Source organism: Streptomyces sp. NPDC092045 (assembly GCF_044756005.1).
GTDB lineage: Bacteria > Actinomycetota > Actinomycetes > Streptomycetales > Streptomycetaceae > Streptomyces.
Window position 1 is genome coordinate 76,947 of sequence record NZ_JBIVSC010000015.1, and the last position, 23,338, is coordinate 100,284.

The following is a 23,338-nucleotide window of genomic DNA, read 5'->3' on the forward strand; positions in this document are numbered from 1 at the left end:
TCGCCCCACCCCACTCCACCCGGCCCCCTCGCCCCGCTCCGCCCTCTCCTTCCGGCCCGCTCCACGCCCGCCGGCTCCCTTTCCCGCACCGAGGAGTTGCCCCATGCCCCGCCGCCGTCCCGCCCGCACCCTGTGCGCGTGCCTCAGCGTCTCCCTGTCCCTGGCCCTGCTGGGCGCCTGCACCGCGCAGGGCGGCGGTGACCGCCGCACGCCGGCCGGAGGGCAGCCCGGCGTGGCGTCCGGCACCGTCATCGGCGGCACCCCGAAGCGGGGCGGCACCCTGACGGTCCTGTCCAACCAGGACTTCGCCCACCTGGACCCCGCCCGCAACTGGGTCATGCCGACCATGGACTTCGGCACCCGACTGCTCTACCGCACCCTGACGACCTTCCGGGCGGCCCCCGGCAAGGAGGGCGGCGAGATCGTCCCCGACCTCGCCACCGACCTCGGCAGGTCCTCGAACGGCGGCCGCACCTGGACCTTCACCCTCAAGCCCGGACTCGTCTACGAGGACGGCACCCCGATCCGGGCGCGGGACGTCAAGTACAACGTGGAGCGCTCCTTCGCCCCGGACCTCGCGGGCGGCCCGGACTACGCCCAGCGCTACCTGGCCGGCACCGAGGGGTACGCCGGCCCGCTCGGCGGCAAGCACCTGGACTCGATCCGGACCCCGGACGAGCGGACCGTGGTCTTCGAACTCCGCAGACCCGTCGCCGAGTTCTCCTCCACGGTCACGCTGCCCACCTTCTCGCCCGTGCCCGAGTCCCGGGAGGCGGGCGTCCAGTACGACCTGCGGCCCTTCTCCTCCGGGCCGTACCGCGTCGAGAGCTACGCGCGCGGCAAGAAGCTGGTGCTGGTCCGCAACGCCCACTGGAACGCGGCGACCGATCCGGTGCGCAAGGCGTACCCGGACCGCATCGTCGTGGTCCAGGGGCTCAAGGGCGGCCAGATCGACGACCGGATCATCGCGAGCGCCGGCGCCGACGCCTCCGCCGTCGAGTGGTCCGACCTCCAGTCCTCCAGCGTCGCGAAGGTCCTTCCCCGGCCCGAGGTCCTGAAGCGGCTGTCCGCGGAACGCACCGGCTGCACCGACATGCTCGCGCTCAACACCTCCCGCGCCCCGTTCGACGACCTGTCGGTCCGCCGGGCGCTGCTGTACGCCGTCGACAGGCAGGCGCAGGTGATCGCGAACGGCGGCCCCGCCCTCAACGACGTCGCCACCGGCTACCTGCCGCCCTCCCTCACGGGCGGAAGCGCCTCGAAGCCGGTCCACGACGGCCCGGTCACCGGCGACGTGGCGCGGGCGAAGCGACTCCTCGCCGAGGCGGGCAGGGCCGACGGCCTCGACACGACGATCACCGTGTCCACGGGGGACAAGACCCGCGCCGAGGCGCTCCAGCAGAGCCTGGCCCGCGTCGGCATACGGCTGCGGATCGACACCGTCGACCCCTCGGTCTACTACGACACCATCGGCGACACCGCCAAGGCCCCCGACATGGCCATCAGCGGCTGGTGCCCGGACTACCCGTCCGCCGCCACGTTCCTGCCGTTCGTCTTCGACGGCCGCACCATCAAGGAGAAGGGCAACCAGGGCAACGTCTCCCAGTTCCGCGACGCGGCCGTGGACCGGCGCATGGACGAGATCGCCGCGATGCCCGACGCGGCCGCCGCCGACAAGGCGTGGGCCGCCCTGGACGCCGAGATCCAGCGCAAGGTCCCGGCCGTCCCGCTGCTGTGGGAGCGCAAGCCCCTGCTCGTCGGCGACAACGTCGCCGGGGCCTTCGGACACCCGTCCTGGACCGGCCAGTTCGACTTCGCCGTGATCGGTCTGAAGGACCCGTCCCGGAGCGAGGGCTGAGGGGACGAGGAAACGCCGTCATGACTTCCACCGCGCAGAACGAAGCGCAGGACAACGGGCAGGACGCCATGGGCGGACCCGGGCGGAGCCGTACGCGGGACACCGGGCGGAACGTCACGCGCGGAGCCGGACAGGACACCGCGCCGGCCACCCGGCCTGACGTCCCGCCGCCGGCCGGCGGACCCGGCTCTCCGCCGCCGCCCGACTCCCTCGCGCGGACCGCCCTGCGGCGCCTGTGGGGCGGCCGCGGCAGCCGGGCCGCCCTGATCGCCGTCGGCCTGCTGGTCCTGATCGCCCTCACGGCGCCGCTGCTCAGCCGCCTGGGCGGCTGGTCGCCGACCGCCTTCGACACCGACGCCGTCGACCCCTACCTCGGCGGCCTGCCCCGCGGCCCGTTCGGCGGCATGGGGGCCGACCACTGGCTCGGCGTGGAGCCGGTCACCGGCCGGGACCTGTTCGCCCGCGTCGTCCACGGCGCCCGGGTGTCCCTCCTGATCGCCTTCGCGGCCACCGCGATCGTCGTCGTCACCGGCACCGCCGCGGGCGTCGCGGCGGGCTACTTCGGCGGCCGCGTCGACTCCGTACTGGGCCGGCTGACGGACCTCACCATGTCCTTCCCCTCCCTCATCTTCATGATCGCGATGATGTCGGTGGCCCAGGACGTCGACCGGGTGCTGCTGATGACCGTCGTCATCGGCGTCTTCGGCTGGCCCGGCATCGCCCGGGTCGTCCGCGCCGAGGCGCTCTCCCTGCGCCACCGCGAGTACGTCGAGGCGGCCCGCGCCTGCGGCGGCGGACCGTGGCGCATCCTCACCCGCCAGGTGCTGCCGGGCATCTCGGGTCCCGTCATCGCGTACACCACCCTGCTGATCCCCGGAATGATCAGCACGGAGGCCGCCCTCAGCTTCCTCGGGGTGGGGGTGCGCCCGCCGACCCCCTCGTGGGGCCAGATGATCGCCGAGGCCGTCGGCTACTACGAGACGTACCCGATGTACTTCGTCGTCCCCAGCCTCTTCCTCTTCGTCGCCGTGCTCGCGTTCACGGTCCTCGGCGACACCCTGCGCGACGTCCTCGACCCCCGGGGAGGCCGTCCGTGATCTCCTACCTGCTCCGCAGGTGCCTCGGCGTGGCCGGGGTCCTGCTCGCCATCTGCGCCGTCACCTTCGTCATCTTCTACCTGCTGCCCGCCGATCCCGCCGCGGCGGCGTGCGGCAAGACGTGCAGCCCCGAACGCCTCGCGGAGGTGCGCCGCTTCATGGGCCTCGACCAGCCCGTGTGGCGGCAGTTCGGGGACTACCTCGTCGGCGTCTTCGCGGGCCGGGAGCTGGGCAGCGGCCCCCACGCGCTCCAGTGCGGCTTCCCCTGCCTCGGCTACTCCTACGAGAACGCCCTGCCCGTGTGGGACCTGCTGATGGACCGCCTGCCCGTCTCGGCGTCCCTGGCGGCAGGCGCCGCCCTCCTGTGGCTGGTGCTCGGACTGACCGCCGGGGTGACCGCGGCCCTGCGCAAGGGGAGCGTCCTCGACCGCGCCCTGATGGTCGGCGCCGTCGCCACCGCCTCGCTGCCCGTCTACTTCACGGCCGTGATGCTCCTCTACGGCGCGGTGAGGCTGAGCGGACTGCTGCCCTACCCCACCTACGTCGCCCTCGCCGACGACCCGGTGGCCTGGGCGGTCAACCTGCTGCTGCCGTGGACCGCCCTCGCCCTGCTCTACGCCGCGATGTACGCCCGCCAGAGCCGCAGTTCGATGATCGAGACGATGGCGCAGCCCTACATCCGCACCGCCCGTGCCAAGGGCATGCCCGCCCGGACCGTCGTGGTCAAGCACGGACTGCGCTCCGCGATGATGCCGGTGGTCACCCTCTTCGGCATGGACCTCGGCGCGCTGCTCGCCGGAGCGGTCATCACCGAGTCGGTCTTCGGCATCCCCGGTGTGGGCCGGCTCTTCTACGACGCCCTGCAACGCTCCGACCAGCCGGTCGTGCTCGGCGTCACCCTGCTCGCGGCCTTCTTCATCGTGGCGGCCAACGTCCTCGTCGACCTGCTCCACGCCGTCGTCGACCCGAGGGTGAGGAACCGATGACGCCCTTCACCACCGCACCGGACCACCCCCTGCTGCGGGTCCGTGACCTGCGGGTGGCCTTCGACACGCCCGCCGGGACCGTCCAGGCGGTCGACGGGGTCTCCTTCACCGTGGAGGCCGGCCGCACGCTCGGCCTGGTCGGCGAGTCGGGTTCCGGCAAGTCGGTCACCTCCCTCGCCGTCCTGGGCCTGCACCGGGGCGCCCGGGTGAGCGGATCGGTCGCCCTCGCCGGCCGGGAACTCCTCGGCCTGTCCGAGAGCCGCCTCGGCCGGCTGCGCGGACGGCGGATGGCCATGGTCTTCCAGGACACGCTCTCCGCGCTGCACCCCGCGTACACGGTCGGCGAACAGATCGCGGAGGCCCACCGCCACCACTTCGGCAGCGGCCGGCGGGCCGCCCGCCGGCGCGCCGTCGACATGCTCGGCGAGGTCGGCATCCCCGAACCGGCCCGCCGGGCGGGGGAGTACCCGCACCAGTTCTCCGGCGGGATGCGCCAGCGCGCCATGATCGCCATGGCGCTGGCCTGCGAACCCGAACTGCTCGTCGCCGACGAGCCGACCACCGCGCTCGACGTCACCGTCCAGGCCCAGATCCTCGAACTGATCGCCCGGCTCCAGCAGGAACGGGGCCTCGGCGTGCTGATGATCACCCACGACCTGGGGGTGGTGGCGCGCGTCGCCCACGACGTCCTCGTCATGTACGGAGGACGGGCGGCCGAACAGGCCCCGGTGGACGAGCTGTTCCACGGTCCCGCCCACCCCTACACCCGCGCTCTCCTCGACTCCCTGCCCCGCCTGGACGACCCCGACGACGCGCCGCTGCGGGCGATCCCCGGCAGTCCGCCGTCACCGGCCGAGCCCGTCCCCGGCTGCCCCTTCGAGCCCCGCTGCCCACGGGCGGCCGCGGCCGGCGGCGCGGAGCGGGACCGCTGCGGCGGCCGGGTGCCGCCGCTGCGACCGTTCTCCGGCGACCACCGCCTGGTCGCCTGTCACCTGCCGCTGACGGCGGTACCGGCGGCGCCGCGCCCCGGGCCGCCCGGTGCGCTCCCCGGGCCGCCCGGTGCGCTCCCCGGGCCGCCCGGCGCGGCCCCCGCAACGGCCGAGGAGGCCCGATGAAACCCACCCCCTCCACGCCTCCCCGGCCGGACGGGCGTTCGCGGGAACCGGACACGGGCGGGGCGGCGCCCCTGCTGTCCGTGCGCGGCCTGGTGAAGACGTTCCCCGGCCGCCGGGTCCTCGGGCGCCCCGCCGCACCGGTCCGCGCGGTGGACGGCGTCGATCTCGACCTGGCCGCGGGGGAGACCCTCGGGCTCGTCGGCGAGTCCGGCTGCGGGAAGTCCACCACCGGGCGGATGCTCGTCCGGCTGCTGGAACCCACGAGCGGCACCGTCGAGTTCGGGGGCCGCGACATCACCCGTCTGTCCCAGCGGAGGATGCGGCCGGTCCGCCGCGACCTCCAGATCGTCTTCCAGGACCCCCACGCCTCCCTGAACCCGCGGCAGACCGTGGCCCGGATCATCGCGGAACCGCTGCTCGTGCAGGGGACGCCGGCGGCCGCCGCCCGGGAGAGGGCGGCCGAACTCCTGGACCTGGTGGGCCTGCGCGCGGAGCACCTGGACCGGCACCCCCACCAGTTCTCCGGGGGACAGGCCCAGCGGGTCGGCATCGCCCGCGCCCTCGCGACCGCGCCCCGCCTGATCGTCGCCGACGAGCCCGTCTCCGCGCTGGACGTGTCGGTCCAGGCCCAGGTCGTCAACCTGATGGAGCGTCTGCGCCGGGAGCTGGGGCTCGCGTTCCTGTTCATCGCCCACGACCTGTCGGTGGTGAGGCGGGTCTGCGACCGGGTGGCCGTCATGTACCTGGGTCGCGTCGTCGAGATCGGCGACAAGCACGAGGTGTACGACCGGCCGGCGCACCCGTACACCCGGGCCCTGCTGTCGGCGGTCCCCCTGCCCGATCCGGCCGCGGAGCGGCGCCGGGAACGGATCCTCCTGCTCGGCGACCCGCCGAGCCCCGCCTCGCCCCCGAGCGGCTGCGGCTTCCATCCGCGCTGCCCCAGGGCACAGGCGGTCTGCCGCACCGAGCGGCCGGCCCTGGAGGTCGTGGGCGCCGCCGGGCGCAGGGCCGCCTGTCACTTCCCCGAGACGGACTGAGGCACCGCCCTTCCGGCGAAACATCGGACACCACCCCGGGTGGGCCGCTCCCCGACGGAGCCGGCCCACCCGGGGCGCCCGCGTTTCCCCGGCGGCCGAGCGCCCCGGCCGCCGGGCCGACGAACCCGGTTCACCCGGGAGTTGTAACGAATTGGCTCACACGCCTTCCGTGTGACGTGTCAACTGTGCAATTTTACATGGCACAGGTTGTGGACATGCCAGTTCCGGTCGCCGGACCGCACCGCGCCCGTCGCCCGGCACGAGATCCCCCCGGCCCGCGACCTGTTCGTCCCCCTCGGTCACGCGACCGCGTGCCCCGATCCCCCACGGGAGGAACACCACGTGAGAACCACACTCGTCCGCCGAGGCGTGGGCGCCGTACTGCCCCTGGCCCTCGCCGGAGTCCTGGGCGCCGGGCTGCTCGCACAGCCCGCCCAGGCCCTGCCGGCCGCCCCCGTGGTGCCGAACGCGGCCCAGCCGTCGCACCACCCCGGCGCATCGGCCGACCCCGCGCCCCAGGCGCGGCTGTCGTCCGACCGGGACGCCGGACACACGTCCAAGGGCCGGCTGCCCGCGTCCCAGCTGCCCCCGCTGAGCGCCGACAAGTCACCGCTCCGGCAGGCGTACGACCACCACGGCACCGAGCCGGAACCCGCCGCGTCGGCGAAGGCGCCCGCACGGGCCGCCACCGCCGGTGCGGCGTGCGACCCGGCCGACTTCACCGGACGCACCGGAGGCGAACTGGTCCGCCAGATCAAGGCGTCCACCATCGACTGCGTCAACACCCTGTTCAACCTGACCGGCGACAACGCCCGGCTGGCGTTCCGCGAGTCCCAGATGACGACCGTCGCCCAGGCGCTCCGCGACGGCTCCGCGAACTACCCGGGCGACGCGAGCACCGGAATCCCGCAGCTCGTGCTCTACCTGCGCGCCGGCTACTACGTGCAGTGGTACAACCCGGACACCGTCGGCGACTACGGCAGCACCCTGAGGACCGCGATCCGTTCCGGCCTCGACGCCTTCTTCGCGAGCCCCCGCTCCCGCGACGTCACCGAAGCCAACGGCCAGACGCTGGCCGAGGCCGTCACCCTGATCGACAGCGCCCAGGAGAACGCCCGGTACATCCACGTCGTCAAGCGGCTCCTCACGGACTACGACTCCACCTGGAACGCGTCCTGGTCGATGCTCAACGCGGTCAACAACGTGTACACGGTGACCTTCCGCGGCCACCAGGTGCCCGAGTTCGTCAGCGCCGTCCAGGCGGACCCGAGCCTCGTCGACACGCTGTACCGCTTCGCCGCCGACCACATGGCCCTGCTGGGCACCGACCGGGCGTACCTGACCTCCAACGCGGGCCGCGAACTGGCCCGGTTCACCCAGTACGCCGGTCTGCGGAGCAAGGTCCGGCCGCTGGCCGCGGGCCTGCTCGGACAGAGCTCCATCACGGGACGCACCGCGCCCCTGTGGGTCGGCGTCGCGGAGATGGTCGACTACTACGACCGGGCGAACTGCGCCTCCTACGGCACCTGTGACCTCCAGGAACGCCTCAAGAGCGCGGTCCTCCCGATCCGCCACACCTGTAGCCCGAGCCTGCGCATCCTCGCCCAGCAGATGACCCCCGCCGAGCTGAGCGCCGGCTGCGCCAGCCTCCTGAAGCAGGACGAGTACTTCCACCGGGTCGCACGGGACAACGGCCCGGTCGCCGACGACAACAACACCACCCTCGAAGTCGTCGCCTACGACTCCAGCACCGACTACCAGACCTACGCCGGCGCGATGTACGGCATCGACACCGACAACGGCGGCATGTACCTGGAGGGCGACCCCGCCGCCGCCGGCAACCAGCCCCGGTTCATCGCCTACGAGGCCGAGTGGCTGCGCCCCGAGTTCCAGATCTGGAACCTCAACCACGAGTACACCCACTACCTCGACGGCCGCTTCACCATGTACGGCGACTTCACCGCCAACATGAGCACCCCCACCGTCTGGTGGGTGGAGGGCTTCGCCGAGTACGTCTCGTACTCCTACCGGAACCTGCCCTACACGGCGGCGATGACCGAGGCGGGCCTCGGCACGTACTCCCTGAGCACCCTCTTCTCCACGGACTACAGCCACGGCACCACGCGGGTCTACCGCTGGGGCTACCTCGCCGTGCGGTACATGCTGGAGAAGCACCCCCAGGACATGGACACGGTGCTCGGCCACTACCGCGCCGGCCGGTGGAGCGCGGCCCGGACCCATCTGACCTCCACCATAGGCACCCGCTACGACGCCGACTTCCGCACCTGGCTCGCGGGCTGCGCCGCCGGTGACTGCGGCGGCGGCACGGCACCCGGCAACAAGCCCCCCACCGCCGACTTCACCGCGGCGGTCCAGGGCCTGACGGTCACCCTCACCGACCGCTCCTCCGACGCCGACGGCACCGTCGTCTCCCGCGCCTGGGACTTCGGCGACGGCACCACGTCCACCCGGACCGACCCCAGCAGGACGTACACCGCCGCCGGCACCTACACCGTCCGCCTCACCGTGACCGACGACAAGGGCGCCACCGCCACCACCACCCGGTCGGTCACCGTCACCGGCCCGCCCGCCGTCGCCGAGTGCACCGGCGCGGACGTCCGCACCCTGGGCAAGAACTGCCGGCGCGGCAACCTCTCCGCCACCACCGGCAACTACGCCTACCTCTACCTGGACATCCCGGCCGGGACCACCCAGCTGAAGATCACCGCCAGCGGCGGCACCGGCAACGCCGACCTCTACTACAGCGACTACAACTGGGCCACCACGTCCTCGTACGTCAGCCGCGCCACCGGCCCCGGCAACGAGCACACCCTGACGATCACCAACCCGCGCGCGGGCCACCACTTCATCAGCCTCCACGCCGCAGAGGGCTTCACCGGAGCCGCCGTCACGACCGCCTACTGATCCCGGACCGCACCGCACCGCCCCGGGGCCGGAACCACCGGCCCCGGGGCGTCGGCGCGTCCCTCTCCACGGGCGGGTTCCGAAGGGTCCGGCCGGAGCGGCACGTGGACGGCCTCCCGGGCCCCGCCCCCGAGGCCGTCCGGTTCACCGGCCGCGCGCCGAACCCCACGCACCTGCTGAGCCGTCCGCGCCCCGGGAGGACGCTCACCCACCGGTGGGGCCGCCGCCCTGCCGTGCCGGCGCGGAGCGCCTCCGGCCCCGTGCGTCAGCCGGCCGTGATCGTCTTCCGGATCGCGGGGGCGACGGCGAACAGGGCGAACACGGAGGCCCGGACCCGATCGGCGACGGCCTCGGGCGTGGAGGTGTCGAGCTTGCCGTCGAGGTGCAGGAAGGCCAGGCCGTGGACGAGGGCCCACACCGTGGTCGCCAGGGCGTCGGGGTCGCCGACGCCGGGGAAGGCGTCCCGGACGACGCCGTGGACGTACGCGGAGATGGCGGCGGTCGCGGCGACCCGCTCCTCGCTCGTCGGGTCGCAGGGCTCGGCGAACATCGCCCTGAAGAGAGCCGGGTGCTCCAGGGCGAACCGGACGTAGGCCACGGCCACGGCGGCCAGGTCGTCCGGCGTCGACGGGGCGGGACGGGCCGCCGTCAGGTCCTCGGCGAGCTCGCGGTACCCCTCGGCGGCGACCGCGGAGACGAGCGCCTCGCGATCCGCGTAGTGGCGGTAGGGGGCCGTCGCCGACACCCCGGCGCGCCGGGCGACCGCGCGCAGCGACAGACCCGCGCTGCCGTCCTCCTCCAGGAGCTCCCGGGCGGCCCGCAGACAGGCGGCCCGCAGATCGCCGTGATGGTACGTGCTGTTCCGTGACATGCGTCGCACTCACTCTCCCGAGCGATGTATACTGCTCGCTCGCGGCCCTGATGTAAATGGTGCATACATCTTAAGTGATGCGCGGGGGAGAGGGAAACGGGATGCCCGGCGAGCCGTTCTCACCCCACTCCTCCGCTCCGGCCGGGTGCCGGTCGACCGGCTCGCCGAAGCGGTCGTGGAGGGGGACGCGGCCGGCGGCGGCCGGCTCCCCGGCGAGCGGGTGCCCGCCCTGCCCGAACGCCGCCCGGGTCACCACCACCGCCCCCTGCACCGGCGCCCCGCCGGCCGACCTGCCCGTCTCCACCCCCGAGGACGTCGAGGCCGCGTTCGCCCGCGCCCGCACCGCGCAGAAGACCTGGGCGCCACCCCGATCGCCGAGCCCAAGAAGGTCCTGCTGCGCTACCACGACCTGGTGCTCGCCCGGCAGAACCAGGCCCCGGACCTGATGCAGGCCGAGAACGGCGAGACCCGCAACGAGAACTTCGCCGCGGCCCGGGGAAGCGTCGACGCCCCCATGGGCGGCATGGGCGACTCCGGTCTCGGCCGCCGCCACGGGGCCGACGGCATCCTCAAGTACACCGAACCCCAGACCGTCGCCCACCAGCGGCTCCAGGGCTTCCACCCGCCGGCCCGCGTCAGCCCCGAAACCTGGACCGCCCTCCTCGGCACCGCGCTCCGGGTGATGAAAAAGGTCGGCATGCGCTGAGCGGACGCGGCCTCGACGTGCTCAGGGCCGTGCACCGGCCCGGCTTCCGGCCCGCCCGGCGCGGGTTCACCGAGACCGGTCAGCAGATCGGCCCGCCGCGCCCGCCACGCACGGACTCGCGGAGTCCGGCTTCACGGATCACGAACGGCCTGATCACGACCGGGCGGGCGCCCCCACGGGGCCGAGCACCCGGCGCAGGTGGGCGTTGGTGAAGGTGCCCCGCGGATCGAGCCGCGAGCGGACCGCCTGGAACCGGTCCCACGCGGGGTAGCGGGCGGCGAGGCCGTCCGCCTCCATCAAGTGCCGCTTGCCCCAATGCGGCCGGCCCCCGAACGCCAGGGCGATGTCCTGGACGCCCCGGAAGTACGGCTCCCACGGCATGCCCCGGTACATGTGGACGGCGAGGTACGCGGTCTCGCGCCCGTAGGCCGGGCTGAGGTGGGACAGCTCGTCCGGGGCCACGAACCGCACCTCGATCGGGAACCCGACGTCCAGGCGCTCGCGCTCGATCACCCGCAGGATCTCCCGGAGGACCTCGGCGCAGGCGGCGCGCGGCACGGCCCACTCCATCTCCGTGAACCGGACCGAACGCCTGCTGGCGAAGACCCGGTCGCTCCGGTCGACGTACGCGGAAGGGGTCATGAGCCGGGTGACGGCCCGGTTCAGGGCCGGGATCCGGGACGGGAAGCGGCGGCCCGCCCGGCAGGCCGCTTCGAAGACGCCGTTCTCGGCGAACTCGGTGATCCTCTTCGCCGCCTCGTGCGGCGGCCGGACGGCCTCGTCGGTGCGGTTGTTCAGCTTCACCAGGGCGGCTTCGGTATGGGGGAGCACGAAGAACTCGAAGTGGTCGTTGCCGTCGACGAGCTCGTCAAGCCGGTCGAGCGTCCGGGCGAGCGGCATCGTCCTGGTCTCGGCCCGCAGCGCGAACGCCGGTACGACGCGCAGGGTGTAGCCGGTGATCACGCCGAGCGCCCCGAGGCTCACGCGGGCCGCCCGCAACACCTCGGGATCGGCGTCGTTGCAGGTCAGCGTGGTGCCGTCGGCGAGAACGAGGTCGAGGGCCTCGATCTGGGTGGCGAGGTTGCCCAGTTTCCGGCCCGTCCCGTGCGTGCCCGTGGACATCGCGCCGGCGACGCTCTGCCGGTCGATGTCCCCGAGATTGGGCAGGGCGAGGCCGTGCTGCGCGAGCCGGAGGTTCAGATCGGCCAGCCGGGTGCCCGCGCCGACCGTGACGAGCCCCGCCTCGGCGTCGACGTGCCGCAGGCCGCCGAGCCGGTCCAGGTTCAGCAGCAGGCCGTCCGTGCAGACCTGGTCGTTGAAGGAGTGGCCGGCTCCGACGACGCGGACGGTCCGGCCCTCCGAGGCCGCCCGCCCGGTCGCGGCGGCGACCTCGTCCACCGAGCCCGGCCGCAGGACCTCGCGGGGCGCGCAGGACTCGTCACCCGCCCAGTTGGTCCAGGTGCCTGCCGGGGGAGTGCTCTTCCTCATCCCATGACCTCCTGCGTCTCGGGCCGTCGGGGCCGGGGCCGTTCCTGTGTTCCGGGCGCGCCCACCGGGCGTCCTCACGGATGGCTCATGGTGGCGGCGAGCCGGGTGTGAGGTGAAACACCAATCTCGGCACGATCTACAATCCCGAGATTGTGGATATGAATCTGCGCGGACTGCGTGCCTTCGTCGCGCTGGCCGAGGAGCTGCACTTCACCCGGGCCGCGGCGAGGCTCTTCGTCGCCCAGCAGTCGCTGAGCAAGCAGATCTCCCGGCTGGAGGCCGAACTCGGGACGCCGCTGCTGCACCGCACCTCCCGCACGGTGGAGCTCACCCCGGCGGGGGAGGTGTTCCTGACGGCCGCCCGCGAGGTGCTCGCCCGCTTCGACCAGGGCGTGGCGGAAGCGCGGAGGGCGGGCCGGGGCGAACGGGGCACGCTGAGGGTGGGCTTCGTCGTCGGCGCCGCACTCGAACTGACCACGCACATCCTGGCCGAGTTCACCGGGCGCCACCCCGACGCCCGAGTCGAGCTCCACGAGTTCGGCTTCGCCGACCCGTCCGCCGGTCTGGCCGGAGCCGACACCGACGTCGCGTTCGTCAGGCTGCCCAGCTCCACCCACGGCCTCGTGGTCACCCCGCTGTTCACCGAGCCCTGCGTCGTCGGGGTGAGCACGGCCCACCCCATGAGCCGCCGCGACGGCGTCCGCGTGGCGGAACTCCTCGATGAACCGATCGCCATCGGCCGCACGGACGACGGCGTCTGGCGCGACTTCTGGACCCTGGCCGGGCACCGCGCCGGCGGCCGCGCGCGAGAACTCGTCGAGACGCACTCCCAGAGCGAGGAGGTGGAGGTCGTCGCCGCCGGAATGGCCTGCGGCGTCACCCCGGCGGCGGCCCGCCGCTACTCGCCCCATCCCGGAGTCCGGTACGTGCCGATCGACGACCACCCGGGCTCGGTCGTCGCCGTGGCCCGTCGCTCCGGCCGCCCGAACCCGCTCGTCGCCTCGTTCGTCGACGCGGCGGTGACGGTCCGCGACCGCGAGACGGAGATCCTCCGCACGATCCAGGGCGCCTCCCGGACCGACTGACCGCGCTCGCCCTCGGGGCCCTCCGTGAGGGAGGCGCGGGGAAGGCCATGGCGCGGACGCGGGGGCTCCGTGCCCGGCGTCCGCAGGTCCGGCGGCGGTGAACCGGCGCCCGCCGGGCCCCGGGCCGCCGTACGGCACGATGCCGCTGGTGGCCCTTTCCAGGCCCACCAGCGGCATCGAAGCGCTCGTCGCGCGGTCGTACGTCCTCGTCCCGGCGGGCCCGGACTCCGTCCGCCCGGTCGCACGGCTCCCTTCCGGGAGGTTCTACGACTTCTGCCCGGCGCGGACTCCCTCGGCGATGCGGTCGCCGAGCGTCGCGTCGATGTTCCTCCAGTACGTGAAGGCGCGCTCCAGGACCGGTTCGCTCACCCCGTCGAGGAGGTGGCCGACGACGTTGTCCACGAGGCGGTCGCGCGCCGCGTCGTCGAGGACCTCGCGCACGAGCGTGCCCGGCTGCCCCCAGTCGTCGTCCTCCGGGTGCGAGACGTAGGCCGTCCGGGTGATCTCGCCGTCGACGGCCCAGCTCGGCGGGCTGCCGTACCGCTCGGTGTCGGCGGCGGGTCCGCCCTTGGAGTTCGGCGCGTAGACCGGATCGGACGTCTTCCGGTAGGCCATCGCGCCGTCCTTGGAGTAGGTGTGGACGTCGACGACGGGCGCGTTCACCGGCAGCTGCTGGTAGTTGGTGCCGATGCGGGCGCGGTGGGCGTCCGCGTACGAGAAGAGCCGGCCCAGCAGCATCCGGTCCGGGCTGGGGCCGATGCCGGGGACGAAGTTGTTCGGCTGGAAGGCGGCCTGCTCGATCTCGGCGTGGTTGTCGGTGGGGTTGCGGTCCAGCGTCATGCGGCCCACCGGGATGAGCGGGTAGTCGCCGTGCGGCCACACCTTGGTGAGGTCGAACGGGTTGAACCGGTACGTCGCCGCGTCCTCGTACGGCATGACCTGCACGTGCAGCGTCCACGACGGGAAGTCCCCGTCCCGGATGTGCTCGAACAGGTCCCGCACGTGGAAGTCCGAGTCGGCGCCCGCCATCCGGTCGGCCTCGTCCTGGGTGAAGAACTCGATGCCCTGGTCGGTCTTGAAGTGGTACTTCACCCAGAACCGCTCGCCGGACGCGTTGATCCACATGTACGTGTGGGAGGTGTACCCGTTCATGTGGCGCCAGGTGCGCGGGACGCCCCGGTCGCCCATCAGCCAGGTCACCTGGTGCGCGGACTCGGGCGAGAGGGTCCAGAAGTCCCACTGCATGTCGTGGTCGCGCAGGTTGTTGTCGGCCCGGCGCTTCTGGGACCGGATGAAGTGCTGGAACTTCATCGGGTCCTTCACGAAGAAGACCGGCGTGTTGTTGCCGACCATGTCGTAGTTGCCCTCGGACGTGTAGAACTTCACCGCGAAGCCCCGGGGGTCCCGCCACGTGTCCGGGCTGCCCCGCTCTCCGGCCACGGTGGAGAAACGGGCGACGAGGTCGGTGCGGGTCCCCGGCTGGAACAGCGCCGCCCTGGTGTACCGGCTGACGTCGTGGGTGACCTCGAAGTGCCCGAACGCGCCGCTGCCCTTGGCGTGCGGTTGGCGCTCGGGGATCCGCTCCCGGTTGAACTGCGCCATCTGCTCGATCAGATAGGCGTCCTGGAGGAGGACGGGCCCGCCCGGACCCGCGGTGAGCGAGTGTTCGTCGCTCTCCACCGGGGCCCCGGAGTCGGTCGTCGTCGCCGGTCGGATCTCGGTCATCGCGGTCTGCCTTTCGTCGTCGCGCATGCCCACGCTCATCCTTCTCGGCAGAAGCCGCTACCCGAAACTCACCGCTCCGGGCGGGCGGGAACAGGAGACGGTGATGTTTGCGCCGCTCACTTCTCTCGAGTAATGTCAGTGGTGCATACATGGGGCTCGCGGTGATCCGGCCCGACCGGATCGCCGTCCCCGGGACGGAAGCCGTGCCTTCCCCGGACGCGCGAGTTCCCGTTCCGGTGGTGGAAGCGGTGGAACGGAGTTGTCGTGAAGGCTGTGTCGATCAAGGAGCACGGTGGTCCCGAGGTTCTGGAGTGGGTCGAGGTCGAGGACCCGGCGCCCGGTCCCGGCGAGGTGGTCGTGGAGGTGGTGGCCAGCGCTCTGAACAGGGCGGACGTCATGCAGCGCCGGGGGCTCTACCCACTGCGGCCCGGCTGGTCGCCGTATCCGGGGCTTGAGGTCTCCGGGCGCATCGGCGCGGTCGGCGAGGGAGTCACGGGCTGGAAGGCGGGGGACGAGGTCTGCGCCCTGCTGACGGGCGGCGGTTACGCGCAGAAGGTCGCCGTTCCCGCCGGTCAGCTCCTGACGGTTCCCCGGGGTGTGGGTCTGGTGGAGGCGGCGGGCCTCCCCGAGGTCACCGCCACGGTGTGGTCCAACCTCGTCATGACCGCGGGCCTGAAGGCGGGCGAGACCCTTCTGGTGCACGGCGGCGCCGGCGGTGTCGGCACGACGGCGATCCAGGTCGCCAAGGCGCTGGGCGCCCGCGTCGTGACTACGGTGGGCGGCCCGGAGAAGGCGGCCCGGGCCCGTGGGCTGGGCGCCGACGCGGCGATCGACTACCGCACCGAGGACTTCGCCGGGCACGGCCCCTACGACGTGATCCTCGACGTCGTCGGCGGCGACTACCTGGAGCGCAACGTCCGCTCGCTGGCGGCGGACGGGCGCCTGGTCGTCATCGGCCTCCAGAAGGGCCTGGAGGGACGGCTCGACCTCGCCGAGATCGTCTTCAAGCGGGCCTCGGTGCACGGCACCACCCTGCGGACGCGTTCCAAGGAGGACAAGGCCGAGATCGTGGCCCGGGTCCGGGAGAACGTCTGGCCCATGATCGAGAGCGGCGTCGTGAAGCCGATCGTCGACCGGACCCTCCCGATGGCCGAGGCCGCCGAAGGCCACCGCCTGATGGAGGCCGGCGGGCACCTCGGCAAGATCCTGCTCGTGAACGACGAGAACGCGTGAGGCGGCGAACGCGCGGCGGAGGGCCCGCCCCGCGGGTTCCGGGCGGCGCCCGTACGGAAGCCCGCACTGACGGGGCCCGCATCGGCGGAGGCCGTACCGGCGGAGTGCGTACGGACGAAGCCGTGCCCGTCGCGGCGGTCCGGCCGGCGCTCTCGGAACAGTCGGTGTCGCAGGCGCCGGTCGGGTTCGTCCTGCTGGACGCCGACATGCGGTACCGCCTGGTCGACCCGGCGCCGGAGCGGAACGACGGAGTGCCGGCCGCCGAGCGCACCGGACGCCGCCACCCGCACCCGCACGGGAAGGGCTGCGGAGCGGGTGGGGGTGGCGGCACATGCGCCGGGAGGCCCCAGGTGCCCGCACGGTCGTGCGCACCGGGCTCTCATGACGCCCGGGGGCGAAGCACCCGGCACCGAGGGAACTACCGGGTCGGGGGCCGGCTCACGAAGTACCGTCGAGGACCTGGCGCAGCCGGTGCGCGAACTCGTCCGGCTTCCCCGGGTATCCGAACTCCCCGTCGCAGAAACCGCCGTGGTGGCTCGGGAACACGGTCACCCGTTGCCCGAGCAGCTCGGCGGTCGCGACGGAAGTGCGTCCCGTCTGCACGTTCACGGACTCCTCGCCCACGGCGATCACGATGCGGGTCGGCGCGGCGGCGAGCGCGTCGACGTCCGGCCGGTAGCCGCTGACCGCCCACGACCGGTCGGACAGCAGCGGATCGTCGCGCGAGCCGTCGTCCTCCGTGGGCATCCCGAACGCGGCGGGATCGGGCTGCGGCTGCGCGAAGTACGCGTCGGTGAACTCTCCCTCCCACGACGTCATGGCCACGAACGCGGCCATCCCGGCCCCCCAGCCGCGCCGTTCGTAGGCGTCCCGCACCTCGGCCCGCGCCCGCACGGCCGCCGGGCCGTCCGGCGTGAGGGTGATGAGCGGCGGCTCGTGCGCGACCAGAGTGGTCACGTCCGCGGGACGGGCCGCCACGACCGCGAGCGCGGTGACGGCTCCGCCGCTGCTGGCGAACATCTCGACCGGTCCGGCCCCGAGGGCCTCGATGACGGCGTGCACGTCGTCGGCCTGGACCTGCGGCGTGTGGTCGTCCCGCCCGTCCTTGCGGGTGCTGCGTCCGAGTCCGCGCGGGTCGTAGGTGACCACGGTCCGCTCGGGGAAGCGCGCGGCGAGCGCGGCGAAGCCGCCGGCGTCCATGGGCTGCCCGATCATGAACAACGGCGGTCGTCCGTCCGCGGTCGGCAGCGGCCCGCGAACGTCGTAGACCAGGTCCGCGCCGGCCGTCTCCAGTGTGTGAGTTCTCATGCCCGTGCAGACCGGTGCCGCTCCGGAAACTCATCGGTGGTGCGGGGGAACTTTTGGAGGGCCGTCCGGCGCGCGGCCGTCCGGGGCGGAACGCCCCTACGGCAGGGCCGCCCCGCGGGCCGTGATCCAGAGGCCGTACCACTCCTCGTGGGTCAGTCCGGGCGCCGTGGCCGCGGCGTCGCGGCAGGCGCGGATGCGATCCGGGTTGGTCGTGCCGACGACGGGGACGGTACGAGCCGGGTGGCGCTGGAGCCACCACAGGACGATCGTCTCCGGCGTCGTGCCCTTGGCCTCGGCGAGCTCGGCGACGAGGGCGGCGGTGGCCCGGTCCTCCTCGGTCTGCGGCCGTCCGCTGTAGCGGCCCTGGGCCAGTGGGCCCCAGGCCTGGAGGGCGATGCCGTGGGCCAGGCAGTGCTCGACCGTGCCCGTGGGGAAGCCGTTCGCGGTGGAGGCCGGTGTGTTGACGAGGACGTCGCCCTCCAGCCAGTCACGTCGCAGCAGGCTCATCTCCAGCTGGTTGGCCGCCAGCGGCAGGCCGAGATGTGCTTGGAGACGGGCCATCTGCGGCGCGTTCATGTTGGACACGCCGAAGCGCCGCACCAGCCCCTGCCGGTGGAGGGACTCCAGGGCGGCCCCGACGTCGGCGGGGTCGGCGAGCGGGTCCGGGCGGTGCAGCAGGAGCATGTCGAGGTGGTCGGTGCGCAGCCGGGCGAGGCTCTCCTCGACCTTCCGGACGATGGTCGTGCCGCGCAGGTCGTACAAGCCGGGCCGGTCTCCGTCGGCGAGTTGGATGCCGCACTTCGACTGGAGGGTGATCCGCTCGCGCAGCCCCGGCGAACGGCTCAGGACCTCGCCGAAGACCGCCTCGGCCTTTCCGTGCCGGTAGATGTCGGCGTGGTCGAACCCGGTGATCCCGCTCTCCAGGGCGGCTTCGATCGCGGCCTCCGCGGCGTCGATGTCCGCGGGGGCGTACGGGGAGGTGTCCCAGCTGCCGCCCAGGCCCATGCAGCCGAGGAGGAGGCGGTCGGTCGTCTCGTGTGCGGTCACGGATGCACCCTCCTGCGGGCGGTCGACTACCGGGACCGATCGACCGGCCCCCGCTCATGACCGGATTATGTCAGCGGGACGAGGCACGCCGGTCCGGCCGTGGACGAACGCTCCCGACGCCGCCGCCTGCCCTTCCGGCGGCCCGGCCTTGGCCGTACCCCCGATGACGTCCATGAGCGCGGCGGTCGGCAGGGGGCCGTACGGCCGGAGCAGAGGGGGCGCACGGGCACCCGGCCCGTGCGTGGGGACGTGCCGCTGTGCCGTACGGGGTCCGTGCCCCCTCCACCCGACCGTGGCGCGTGCGCCCGAGGGTCCGCCGTGCGACCAGCCGGTCCTGCCCGGAACCGACGGGCGGTGCCGGCCGCGCGTACCCCCGCGTCGGCCTCGTGCGCCCTGTGCGGCGTGAGGGCGGCGCGCCATAGTTCGTGGGCCGCCATCCCGGCGGTGAACCGAATGGGGAGGTCTCATGCGTGCGTTCAAGGGATCGCGGGTGGCCGCCGCGCTGGCGCTGGCCGTGGCCGCCGTGACACCGGTCACCCTGGCGACCCCGGCTTCGGCGGCGGTCGGCAACTGCAGCAAGGGCTACAACAACGCGAACACCGCGTGGGGAACGTGCAAGACGGGCAGCGGGAGCTGGAGCCTGACGGTGCAGTGCTACTTCTGGGCGGCACACACCTCGTACGGCAACGGGCCCGGCAGCATCTACTCCAGCTGCCCGGCGCAGTCGCACATCACCAACATCATCCTCACCGTCAACCAGTGACCCGACCCCCGCGGCGCCGGACCGCACCGCGCGGCGCCGCGGGGCCAGGCACGGACCGGCTCGGTGCCGCCCACGCCCACGCCACCGGACCCGTCGGCCTCGGCCCGGCCTCCGCCTCGTCCGGCAGCAGCCGCAGTCCACCACCCGCCCACCAGCCCCTCCGCGGACGGTCCGCGACCGTCCGGGCGAACGGGCCTCCGCCCGGAGGCGGAGGCCCTTTTCCACGCTCAGAAGGCGCCGTTCAGATCGTCCCGGCTGCCGCCGAGCCAGTCGCCCGCTCCGAGACCGCCCCTGCCCGTGCCCGGGTACTGGTACAGCAAGCCGGAGTCGCGCTCCGTGGCGAGGAGGTCCGGTCGCCCGTCGCCCGACCAGTCGCCGTTGGCCATGAGCGACGTCATGCCGTTCCAGCCGCCGCTGCCGACCAGGACTCGCGAACCGAACGCGCCGACCTTGCCCGGATAGAGCCACAGCCTGCCGGTGGCCTGCTCGCGGGTGATCACGTCCTCGCGTCCGTCGCGGCTGAAGTCGCCGTGCCGGACCATGGCGTTGAAGACGTTCCAGCCGCCCGTGCCGATCAGCCGCCCACTGCCGTCGCCCGGCAGGAACCACGGGCGTCCGACCAGATCGCGGACGAGGACGTCCGACCTCCGGTCGTTGTTCATGTCGCCGAATCCCGTGGGCTCGGGAGAGGTCTCCGTGAGCCAGTGGGGGCAGGCGTTGTCGGCGCACTCCCGGATCGTGGGGACGATCTCCACCGAGCCGACGGACTTGCCGGTGATGGTGGTGGTGCGGCCGTCGTTCCCGTACCGCCCGGCGGAGTCCTCGTAGTTCGGCTCCTCGAAGGTGCAGGCGAATGGTGACGTCCGGTTCATGATCATGCGGAACTTGTCGTCCCACGTGCCCAGCGTCGCCCTGCTCGACCGCGTCTTGAACATCGCGCCCGTGCCTTCGCCGTCCCCCCCCCAGGCGCAGAAGTAGCCCGTGGGGCAGTCGCTCACCGCAGCCTGCGCGGGCGCCGCGCCGGAGCCGAGCAGACCGAGCGAAGTGAGTCCCAGGAGGAGGCCGAGGACGTTGCGGGCGGTCACCACGTGGGTTCCGTGGTCCCGGGCCGTGACGCGGAGCGGGGACAGGCGGTCGCCGCGTGTCCGTGATCGTGGGCGCTACTCGGACTCCGGGTGCATCTGCACCCACCGGCCGTTCACGGACTTCATCTCAACGCCGTAGTACGGCTGGGATCCGGCCGCCGGGGTGCCGCTGCGCGGGGACGCGGCCTTGGTCCTGACACGGGGACGGGGCTGCGCCTTCGCCGCCCGGGCCTTCTTCTCCTCGTCGCGCTGCCGCAGTTCTTCGATCCGCTTCAGCAGCTTGGCACGGCTCATCTGCTTCTGCTTCGGCGCCTGGGGCAGACCGGCGAAGGGAGAGGGAGATCCGGTGCCGCCACGGATGCCGGTGAAAGTGACCGTGACGGTGCTGGTGTCGGGGCCGGGGGCGGGGCGGCAGGCCCGGTGGGCCGGCTTGAGGCCGTTGACGGTGGTGAGCTTCTTCTTGCTCACCGGCAGATGGCAGACGACGCAGCGCTTGAGCGCAGCCATGGCAATTCCCCCCTGGACCCGGTGTCTCGTCGGGCGGAACGATAGCCCTTGAACCCTCAACCTTCGTATCGAACCACGGGAACCGGTCGGGTGCCGTGCGAAGGGTGGGCCCTTCGCGAGCGCTCAGGGAGCAGGCTGATCAAGGAATCCCCGCGGTACGGAAGGACGAGGCTCCTGCTGGACGGGTTCACGACCGGGACCCGCGGTCTCCACGGCGTGAACTCCCTTCCCTCGCCGTCCCGTTCGGTCGGAAGCTGGCGACGGCCACCCTGACCGTCGCCACGGCCGCCGTACGGGGCCGATCGCCTACTGGGGCTGCGTCGCGATCTGGATCAGGTTGCCGCAGGTGTCGTCGAAGACGGCGGTGGTGACGGGGCCCGCTTCCAGGGGCTCCTGGGTGAAGCGGACGCCGAGGTCGCTCAGGCGCGCGTACTCCGCCTTCACGTCGTCGACGGCGAACTGGGCGAGCGGGATGCCGTCCATGGCGAGCGCGTCGCGGTAGGGCTTGACGGCCGGGTGGCCGGCGGGCTCCAGGAGGAGCTCGGTGCCGCCGGGCTCGTCGGACGAGACGACGGTCAGCCACCGGGCCCCGCCTCCCAGCGGGACGTCGTGCTTCTTCACGAAGCCGAGGATCTCGGTGTAGAAGTCCAGGGCCTTCGCCTGGTCGTCGACGAAGATGCTGGTCAGGTGGATCTTCATGGAGTGCTCTTCTCCGGTCCTGAGGCTTCGGGTGCGGGCCACCGCTCGGCGATCCGCCGCAGCGGGGTCGTGTCCAGGTCGTGGAACTTGTAGCGACCCTCCCGCCTGGTCTCGACGAGCCCGGCGGTCTCCAGTACGGCGAGGTGCTGGGAGACGGCCTGGCGCGAGATGCCGAGCCGGTGCTTCACGCTCAGTCGTGAGCAGATCTCGAACAGCGTCTGCCCGGACTTCTCCGCGAGTACGTCGAGGATGGTTCGGCGGGTGGGGTCGGCCAAGGCTTTGAAAAGGTCGTCGGCCACCACCACAGGATAGGCAAGTGTTCGCTTGCCTATCAAGTCGGGGGCGACGTCCCGCGGAGAAGACCGTCCGTCGGTGACTGGTCTCAAGGCTCGTCAGGCGAGCGGGGCGAGCGGGACGATCCGGAGGCGCGGGAGGCGGGTGACGCGGGCGGGGCCGGCGCGAACCCGGTAACGGCACCCCTGGTGGAGAAGCCACTGTCGCCCGACCCCGGGCACCGGCAGGCCGCCCAGCAGGCCGGCGGCCCGCGCGACGGCTGGAGCCGATGGCACGGCATGAACGCCCCCGGCCCCGCCCGCGCCCTGGCGGTGGGGTCCCCGGCGTCGTACCGGCAGCACCTGTGACTCCTCGACCGCGACGGGCGGCCGTGACGGCGGGAACTGACCGGGGACCCGCACGCCGCCGTGGCGAACGGGGACTGGTCGGTGTGGGAGGACGACGGGCCGGCGCCCGGCACGGCCCTGCCGGCCGACATCACCGCCACCGGAGTCCCGTGGACCCCGCACCGGCTCTACGCCGTCGACCGGGACGGCGGTGCCCGGCAGCGGGCGAGGGGTTGCCGGCGTACGGCGGAGGCGAGGGCGATCGGCCACCGCCCGCCCCGCTTCGCCCTCCGGGACGCCGACAACGGCGCTGTCTGCGGGCCGGTCGACGGTACGGCCGGAGAAGCGATCCGGTGATCGGAAAGCGGCGGTCATCGGGCCGGGTGGTTCGGCGACACTGGTGTGATGGACTTCGGAGCGGGGCTTGGCGGGGGCGGCTGGGACGAGGGCGGGGTCCTGAGGGCCGCACTGGGCCGTACGGCCGAGGGGGGCTCGGGCTCGACCTGCCCGGGTCGGACAGGGAGCGGGGCCGCCTCGCGGAGTACGTCGACGCGAGGAGCGGTCGGCGGGTCGTGGTGTACCCGCCCGGCGAGGACCGCCGGACTTTCCGGGTGCACCTCCAGGACGACGGCACGCCCCTGGCCGGTGGACGGACCGCGGACCTGGCCGAGGTGGTCAGGGCGACGGCGGCCTGGACGGGCGGCGCGGGTCTTGAGGAGACCGGGGCACGCGCCCCGTTCGTCCGGTTCAGGCCCTGGGCCCTCGTCCACGAGCGGGAGCCGTTCGACGCCGTCGAGCTGACGTGGCGCATCAAGCTCGACCGCCTCCACATGCCGCTGCACGACGGGCGCACGCGCCCCCACGCGTTGCTGGCGGCGGCGTACGCCCGGCCGGTGCTCCGCCGGCTGATGCCGGTCAACAGCCACTTCGCCCTCTGGTTCTCCACCCGCGTCGAGGAGCCCTGGAAGACGGGGGTCGGATACGCCGTCCGCCCGTACGACGAGGGGCTGTACGGGGTGCGGGGACGGGGCGGGGTGATCGCGCGCACCGAGACGCCGGAGGAAGCCGTCGCCGTCGTGGTCGCCGCCCTCCCGGAGGGGACCGGACCGGCGAGCTGAGGCTCGGACCGTGGAGGAAGCGGCCCGAGGCCCGGGGCGTCGCGCGTGTTCGCACCGTGGGCGAA

The 23,338-nt window shown here is 73.2% G+C and carries 21 protein-coding genes and 2 pseudogenes; 14 read left to right on the forward strand and 9 right to left on the reverse strand.

All coding sequences use genetic code 11. The features are described 5' to 3' along the window. The first annotated feature begins 103 nt into the window (after window positions 1–103). From ACIQKA_RS26435 to ACIQKA_RS26460, 6 genes are all read left to right on the forward strand, one after another. The gene (locus tag ACIQKA_RS26435; RefSeq protein WP_402542584.1) at window positions 104–1,858 is read left to right on the forward strand and encodes an ABC transporter substrate-binding protein; all 1,755 of its coding nucleotides are present in this window, start codon (window positions 104–106) and stop codon (window positions 1,856–1,858) included. Window positions 1,859–1,878: 20 nt separating this feature from the next. Then, on the forward strand, window positions 1,879–2,955 hold the full coding sequence (locus ACIQKA_RS26440; RefSeq protein ID WP_402542585.1) for an ABC transporter permease: 1,077 nt from the start codon (window positions 1,879–1,881) through the stop codon (window positions 2,953–2,955). Continuing rightward, window positions 2,952–3,941 (forward strand): ABC transporter permease subunit, encoded by a 990-nt coding sequence (locus ACIQKA_RS26445; RefSeq protein WP_391096405.1) that lies wholly within the window; start codon window positions 2,952–2,954, stop codon window positions 3,939–3,941. Before ACIQKA_RS26440 ends, ACIQKA_RS26445 begins: the two co-directional genes overlap by 4 nt. Beyond that, the gene (locus ACIQKA_RS26450; RefSeq protein ID WP_402542587.1) at window positions 3,938–5,056 is read left to right on the forward strand and encodes an ABC transporter ATP-binding protein; all 1,119 of its coding nucleotides are present in this window, start codon (window positions 3,938–3,940) and stop codon (window positions 5,054–5,056) included. Before ACIQKA_RS26445 ends, ACIQKA_RS26450 begins: the two co-directional genes overlap by 4 nt. After that, complete coding sequence (locus ACIQKA_RS26455; RefSeq protein ID WP_383150414.1) at window positions 5,053–6,093, forward strand: ABC transporter ATP-binding protein; 1,041 nt, start codon at window positions 5,053–5,055, stop codon at window positions 6,091–6,093. Before ACIQKA_RS26450 ends, ACIQKA_RS26455 begins: the two co-directional genes overlap by 4 nt. A gap of 369 nt (window positions 6,094–6,462) precedes the next feature. Next, window positions 6,463–9,018, forward strand: coding sequence for a collagenase (locus ACIQKA_RS26460; RefSeq protein ID WP_402542637.1), 2,556 nt, complete (start codon window positions 6,463–6,465; stop codon window positions 9,016–9,018). 265 nt (window positions 9,019–9,283) lie between these two features. Here ACIQKA_RS26460 and ACIQKA_RS26465 read toward each other — a convergent pair whose 3' ends face one another. Further along, window positions 9,284–9,889 (reverse strand): WHG domain-containing protein, encoded by a 606-nt coding sequence (locus tag ACIQKA_RS26465; RefSeq protein ID WP_391096408.1) that lies wholly within the window; start codon window positions 9,887–9,889, stop codon window positions 9,284–9,286. 233 nt (window positions 9,890–10,122) lie between these two features. Between ACIQKA_RS26465 and ACIQKA_RS26470 the strand changes: the two are divergent. Next, window positions 10,123–10,373: pseudogene (locus tag ACIQKA_RS26470) on the forward strand (aldehyde dehydrogenase family protein); the annotation flags it as partial. After that, window positions 10,362–10,595, forward strand: a pseudogene (gene gabD2, locus ACIQKA_RS26475) (succinic semialdehyde dehydrogenase); the annotation flags it as partial. The pseudogenes ACIQKA_RS26470 and gabD2, both read left to right, overlap by 12 nt. Before the next feature lie 153 nt (window positions 10,596–10,748). Here gabD2 and ACIQKA_RS26480 read toward each other — a convergent pair. Continuing rightward, window positions 10,749–12,083: a D-arabinono-1,4-lactone oxidase gene (locus tag ACIQKA_RS26480; RefSeq protein WP_402542590.1), complete on the reverse strand. Its 1,335-nt coding sequence runs from the start codon at window positions 12,081–12,083 to the stop codon at window positions 10,749–10,751. Window positions 12,084–12,241: 158 nt separating this feature from the next. Here ACIQKA_RS26480 and ACIQKA_RS26485 point away from each other — a divergent pair, with 158 nt between their 5' ends. Next, complete coding sequence (locus tag ACIQKA_RS26485) at window positions 12,242–13,168, forward strand: LysR family transcriptional regulator (protein WP_383150419.1); 927 nt, start codon at window positions 12,242–12,244, stop codon at window positions 13,166–13,168. Between the two features lie 264 nt (window positions 13,169–13,432). Here the strand turns inward: ACIQKA_RS26485 and ACIQKA_RS26490 are convergent, their stop codons facing one another. Then, complete coding sequence (locus ACIQKA_RS26490) at window positions 13,433–14,893, reverse strand: catalase (protein WP_402542639.1); 1,461 nt, start codon at window positions 14,891–14,893, stop codon at window positions 13,433–13,435. A 264-nt stretch (window positions 14,894–15,157) separates the two neighbouring features. Between ACIQKA_RS26490 and ACIQKA_RS26495 the strand changes: the two genes are divergently transcribed. Beyond that, window positions 15,158–16,126, forward strand: coding sequence for an NAD(P)H-quinone oxidoreductase (locus ACIQKA_RS26495; protein ID WP_383150421.1), 969 nt, complete (start codon window positions 15,158–15,160; stop codon window positions 16,124–16,126). Window positions 16,127–16,564: 438 nt separating this feature from the next. On the opposite strand, the gene ACIQKA_RS26500 is transcribed toward ACIQKA_RS26495, so the two are convergent. Continuing rightward, complete coding sequence (locus ACIQKA_RS26500; protein ID WP_383150423.1) at window positions 16,565–17,434, reverse strand: alpha/beta fold hydrolase; 870 nt, start codon at window positions 17,432–17,434, stop codon at window positions 16,565–16,567. Window positions 17,435–17,530: 96 nt separating this feature from the next. After that, window positions 17,531–18,481 carry an aldo/keto reductase family oxidoreductase gene (locus tag ACIQKA_RS26505; RefSeq protein WP_402542591.1) on the reverse strand — a complete coding sequence of 317 codons (951 nt, stop codon included), beginning with the start codon at window positions 18,479–18,481 and terminating at the stop codon, window positions 17,531–17,533. Window positions 18,482–18,947: 466 nt separating this feature from the next. On the opposite strand from ACIQKA_RS26505, the gene ACIQKA_RS26510 reads away from it, so the two are divergent. Beyond that, the gene (locus ACIQKA_RS26510) at window positions 18,948–19,244 is read left to right on the forward strand and encodes a hypothetical protein (protein ID WP_383150427.1); all 297 of its coding nucleotides are present in this window, start codon (window positions 18,948–18,950) and stop codon (window positions 19,242–19,244) included. A gap of 227 nt (window positions 19,245–19,471) precedes the next feature. Here the strand turns inward: ACIQKA_RS26510 and ACIQKA_RS26515 are convergent, their stop codons facing one another. From ACIQKA_RS26515 to ACIQKA_RS26530, 4 genes are all read right to left on the reverse strand, one after another. Beyond that, entirely contained in the window at window positions 19,472–20,329 is an 858-nt protein-coding gene (locus tag ACIQKA_RS26515) for a peptidase inhibitor family I36 protein (RefSeq protein ID WP_402542592.1), read from the reverse strand. Between the two features lie 75 nt (window positions 20,330–20,404). Beyond that, window positions 20,405–20,836 carry a hypothetical protein gene (locus tag ACIQKA_RS26520; protein WP_402542594.1) on the reverse strand — a complete coding sequence of 144 codons (432 nt, stop codon included), beginning with the start codon at window positions 20,834–20,836 and terminating at the stop codon, window positions 20,405–20,407. 306 nt (window positions 20,837–21,142) lie between these two features. After that, window positions 21,143–21,535: a VOC family protein gene (locus ACIQKA_RS26525; RefSeq protein ID WP_383150433.1), complete on the reverse strand. Its 393-nt coding sequence runs from the start codon at window positions 21,533–21,535 to the stop codon at window positions 21,143–21,145. Next, a complete protein-coding gene (locus ACIQKA_RS26530; protein ID WP_383150435.1) occupies window positions 21,532–21,834 on the reverse strand; it encodes an ArsR/SmtB family transcription factor in 303 nt (100 codons plus the stop codon). Before ACIQKA_RS26530 ends, ACIQKA_RS26525 begins: the two co-directional genes overlap by 4 nt. A gap of 183 nt (window positions 21,835–22,017) precedes the next feature. Here ACIQKA_RS26530 and ACIQKA_RS26535 point away from each other — a divergent pair, with 183 nt between their 5' ends. The 3 genes from ACIQKA_RS26535 (at window position 22,018) to ACIQKA_RS26545 (ending at window position 23,273) form a co-directional block, all read left to right on the forward strand. Continuing rightward, window positions 22,018–22,176: a hypothetical protein gene (locus tag ACIQKA_RS26535; RefSeq protein ID WP_402542596.1), complete on the forward strand. Its 159-nt coding sequence runs from the start codon at window positions 22,018–22,020 to the stop codon at window positions 22,174–22,176. A 60-nt stretch (window positions 22,177–22,236) separates the two neighbouring features. After that, window positions 22,237–22,512 (forward strand): hypothetical protein, encoded by a 276-nt coding sequence (locus ACIQKA_RS26540; RefSeq protein ID WP_383442126.1) that lies wholly within the window; start codon window positions 22,237–22,239, stop codon window positions 22,510–22,512. A 215-nt stretch (window positions 22,513–22,727) separates the two neighbouring features. Further along, entirely contained in the window at window positions 22,728–23,273 is a 546-nt protein-coding gene (locus tag ACIQKA_RS26545) for a DUF6193 family natural product biosynthesis protein (protein WP_402542598.1), read from the forward strand. The last annotated feature ends 65 nt before the right edge of the window (window positions 23,274–23,338 follow it).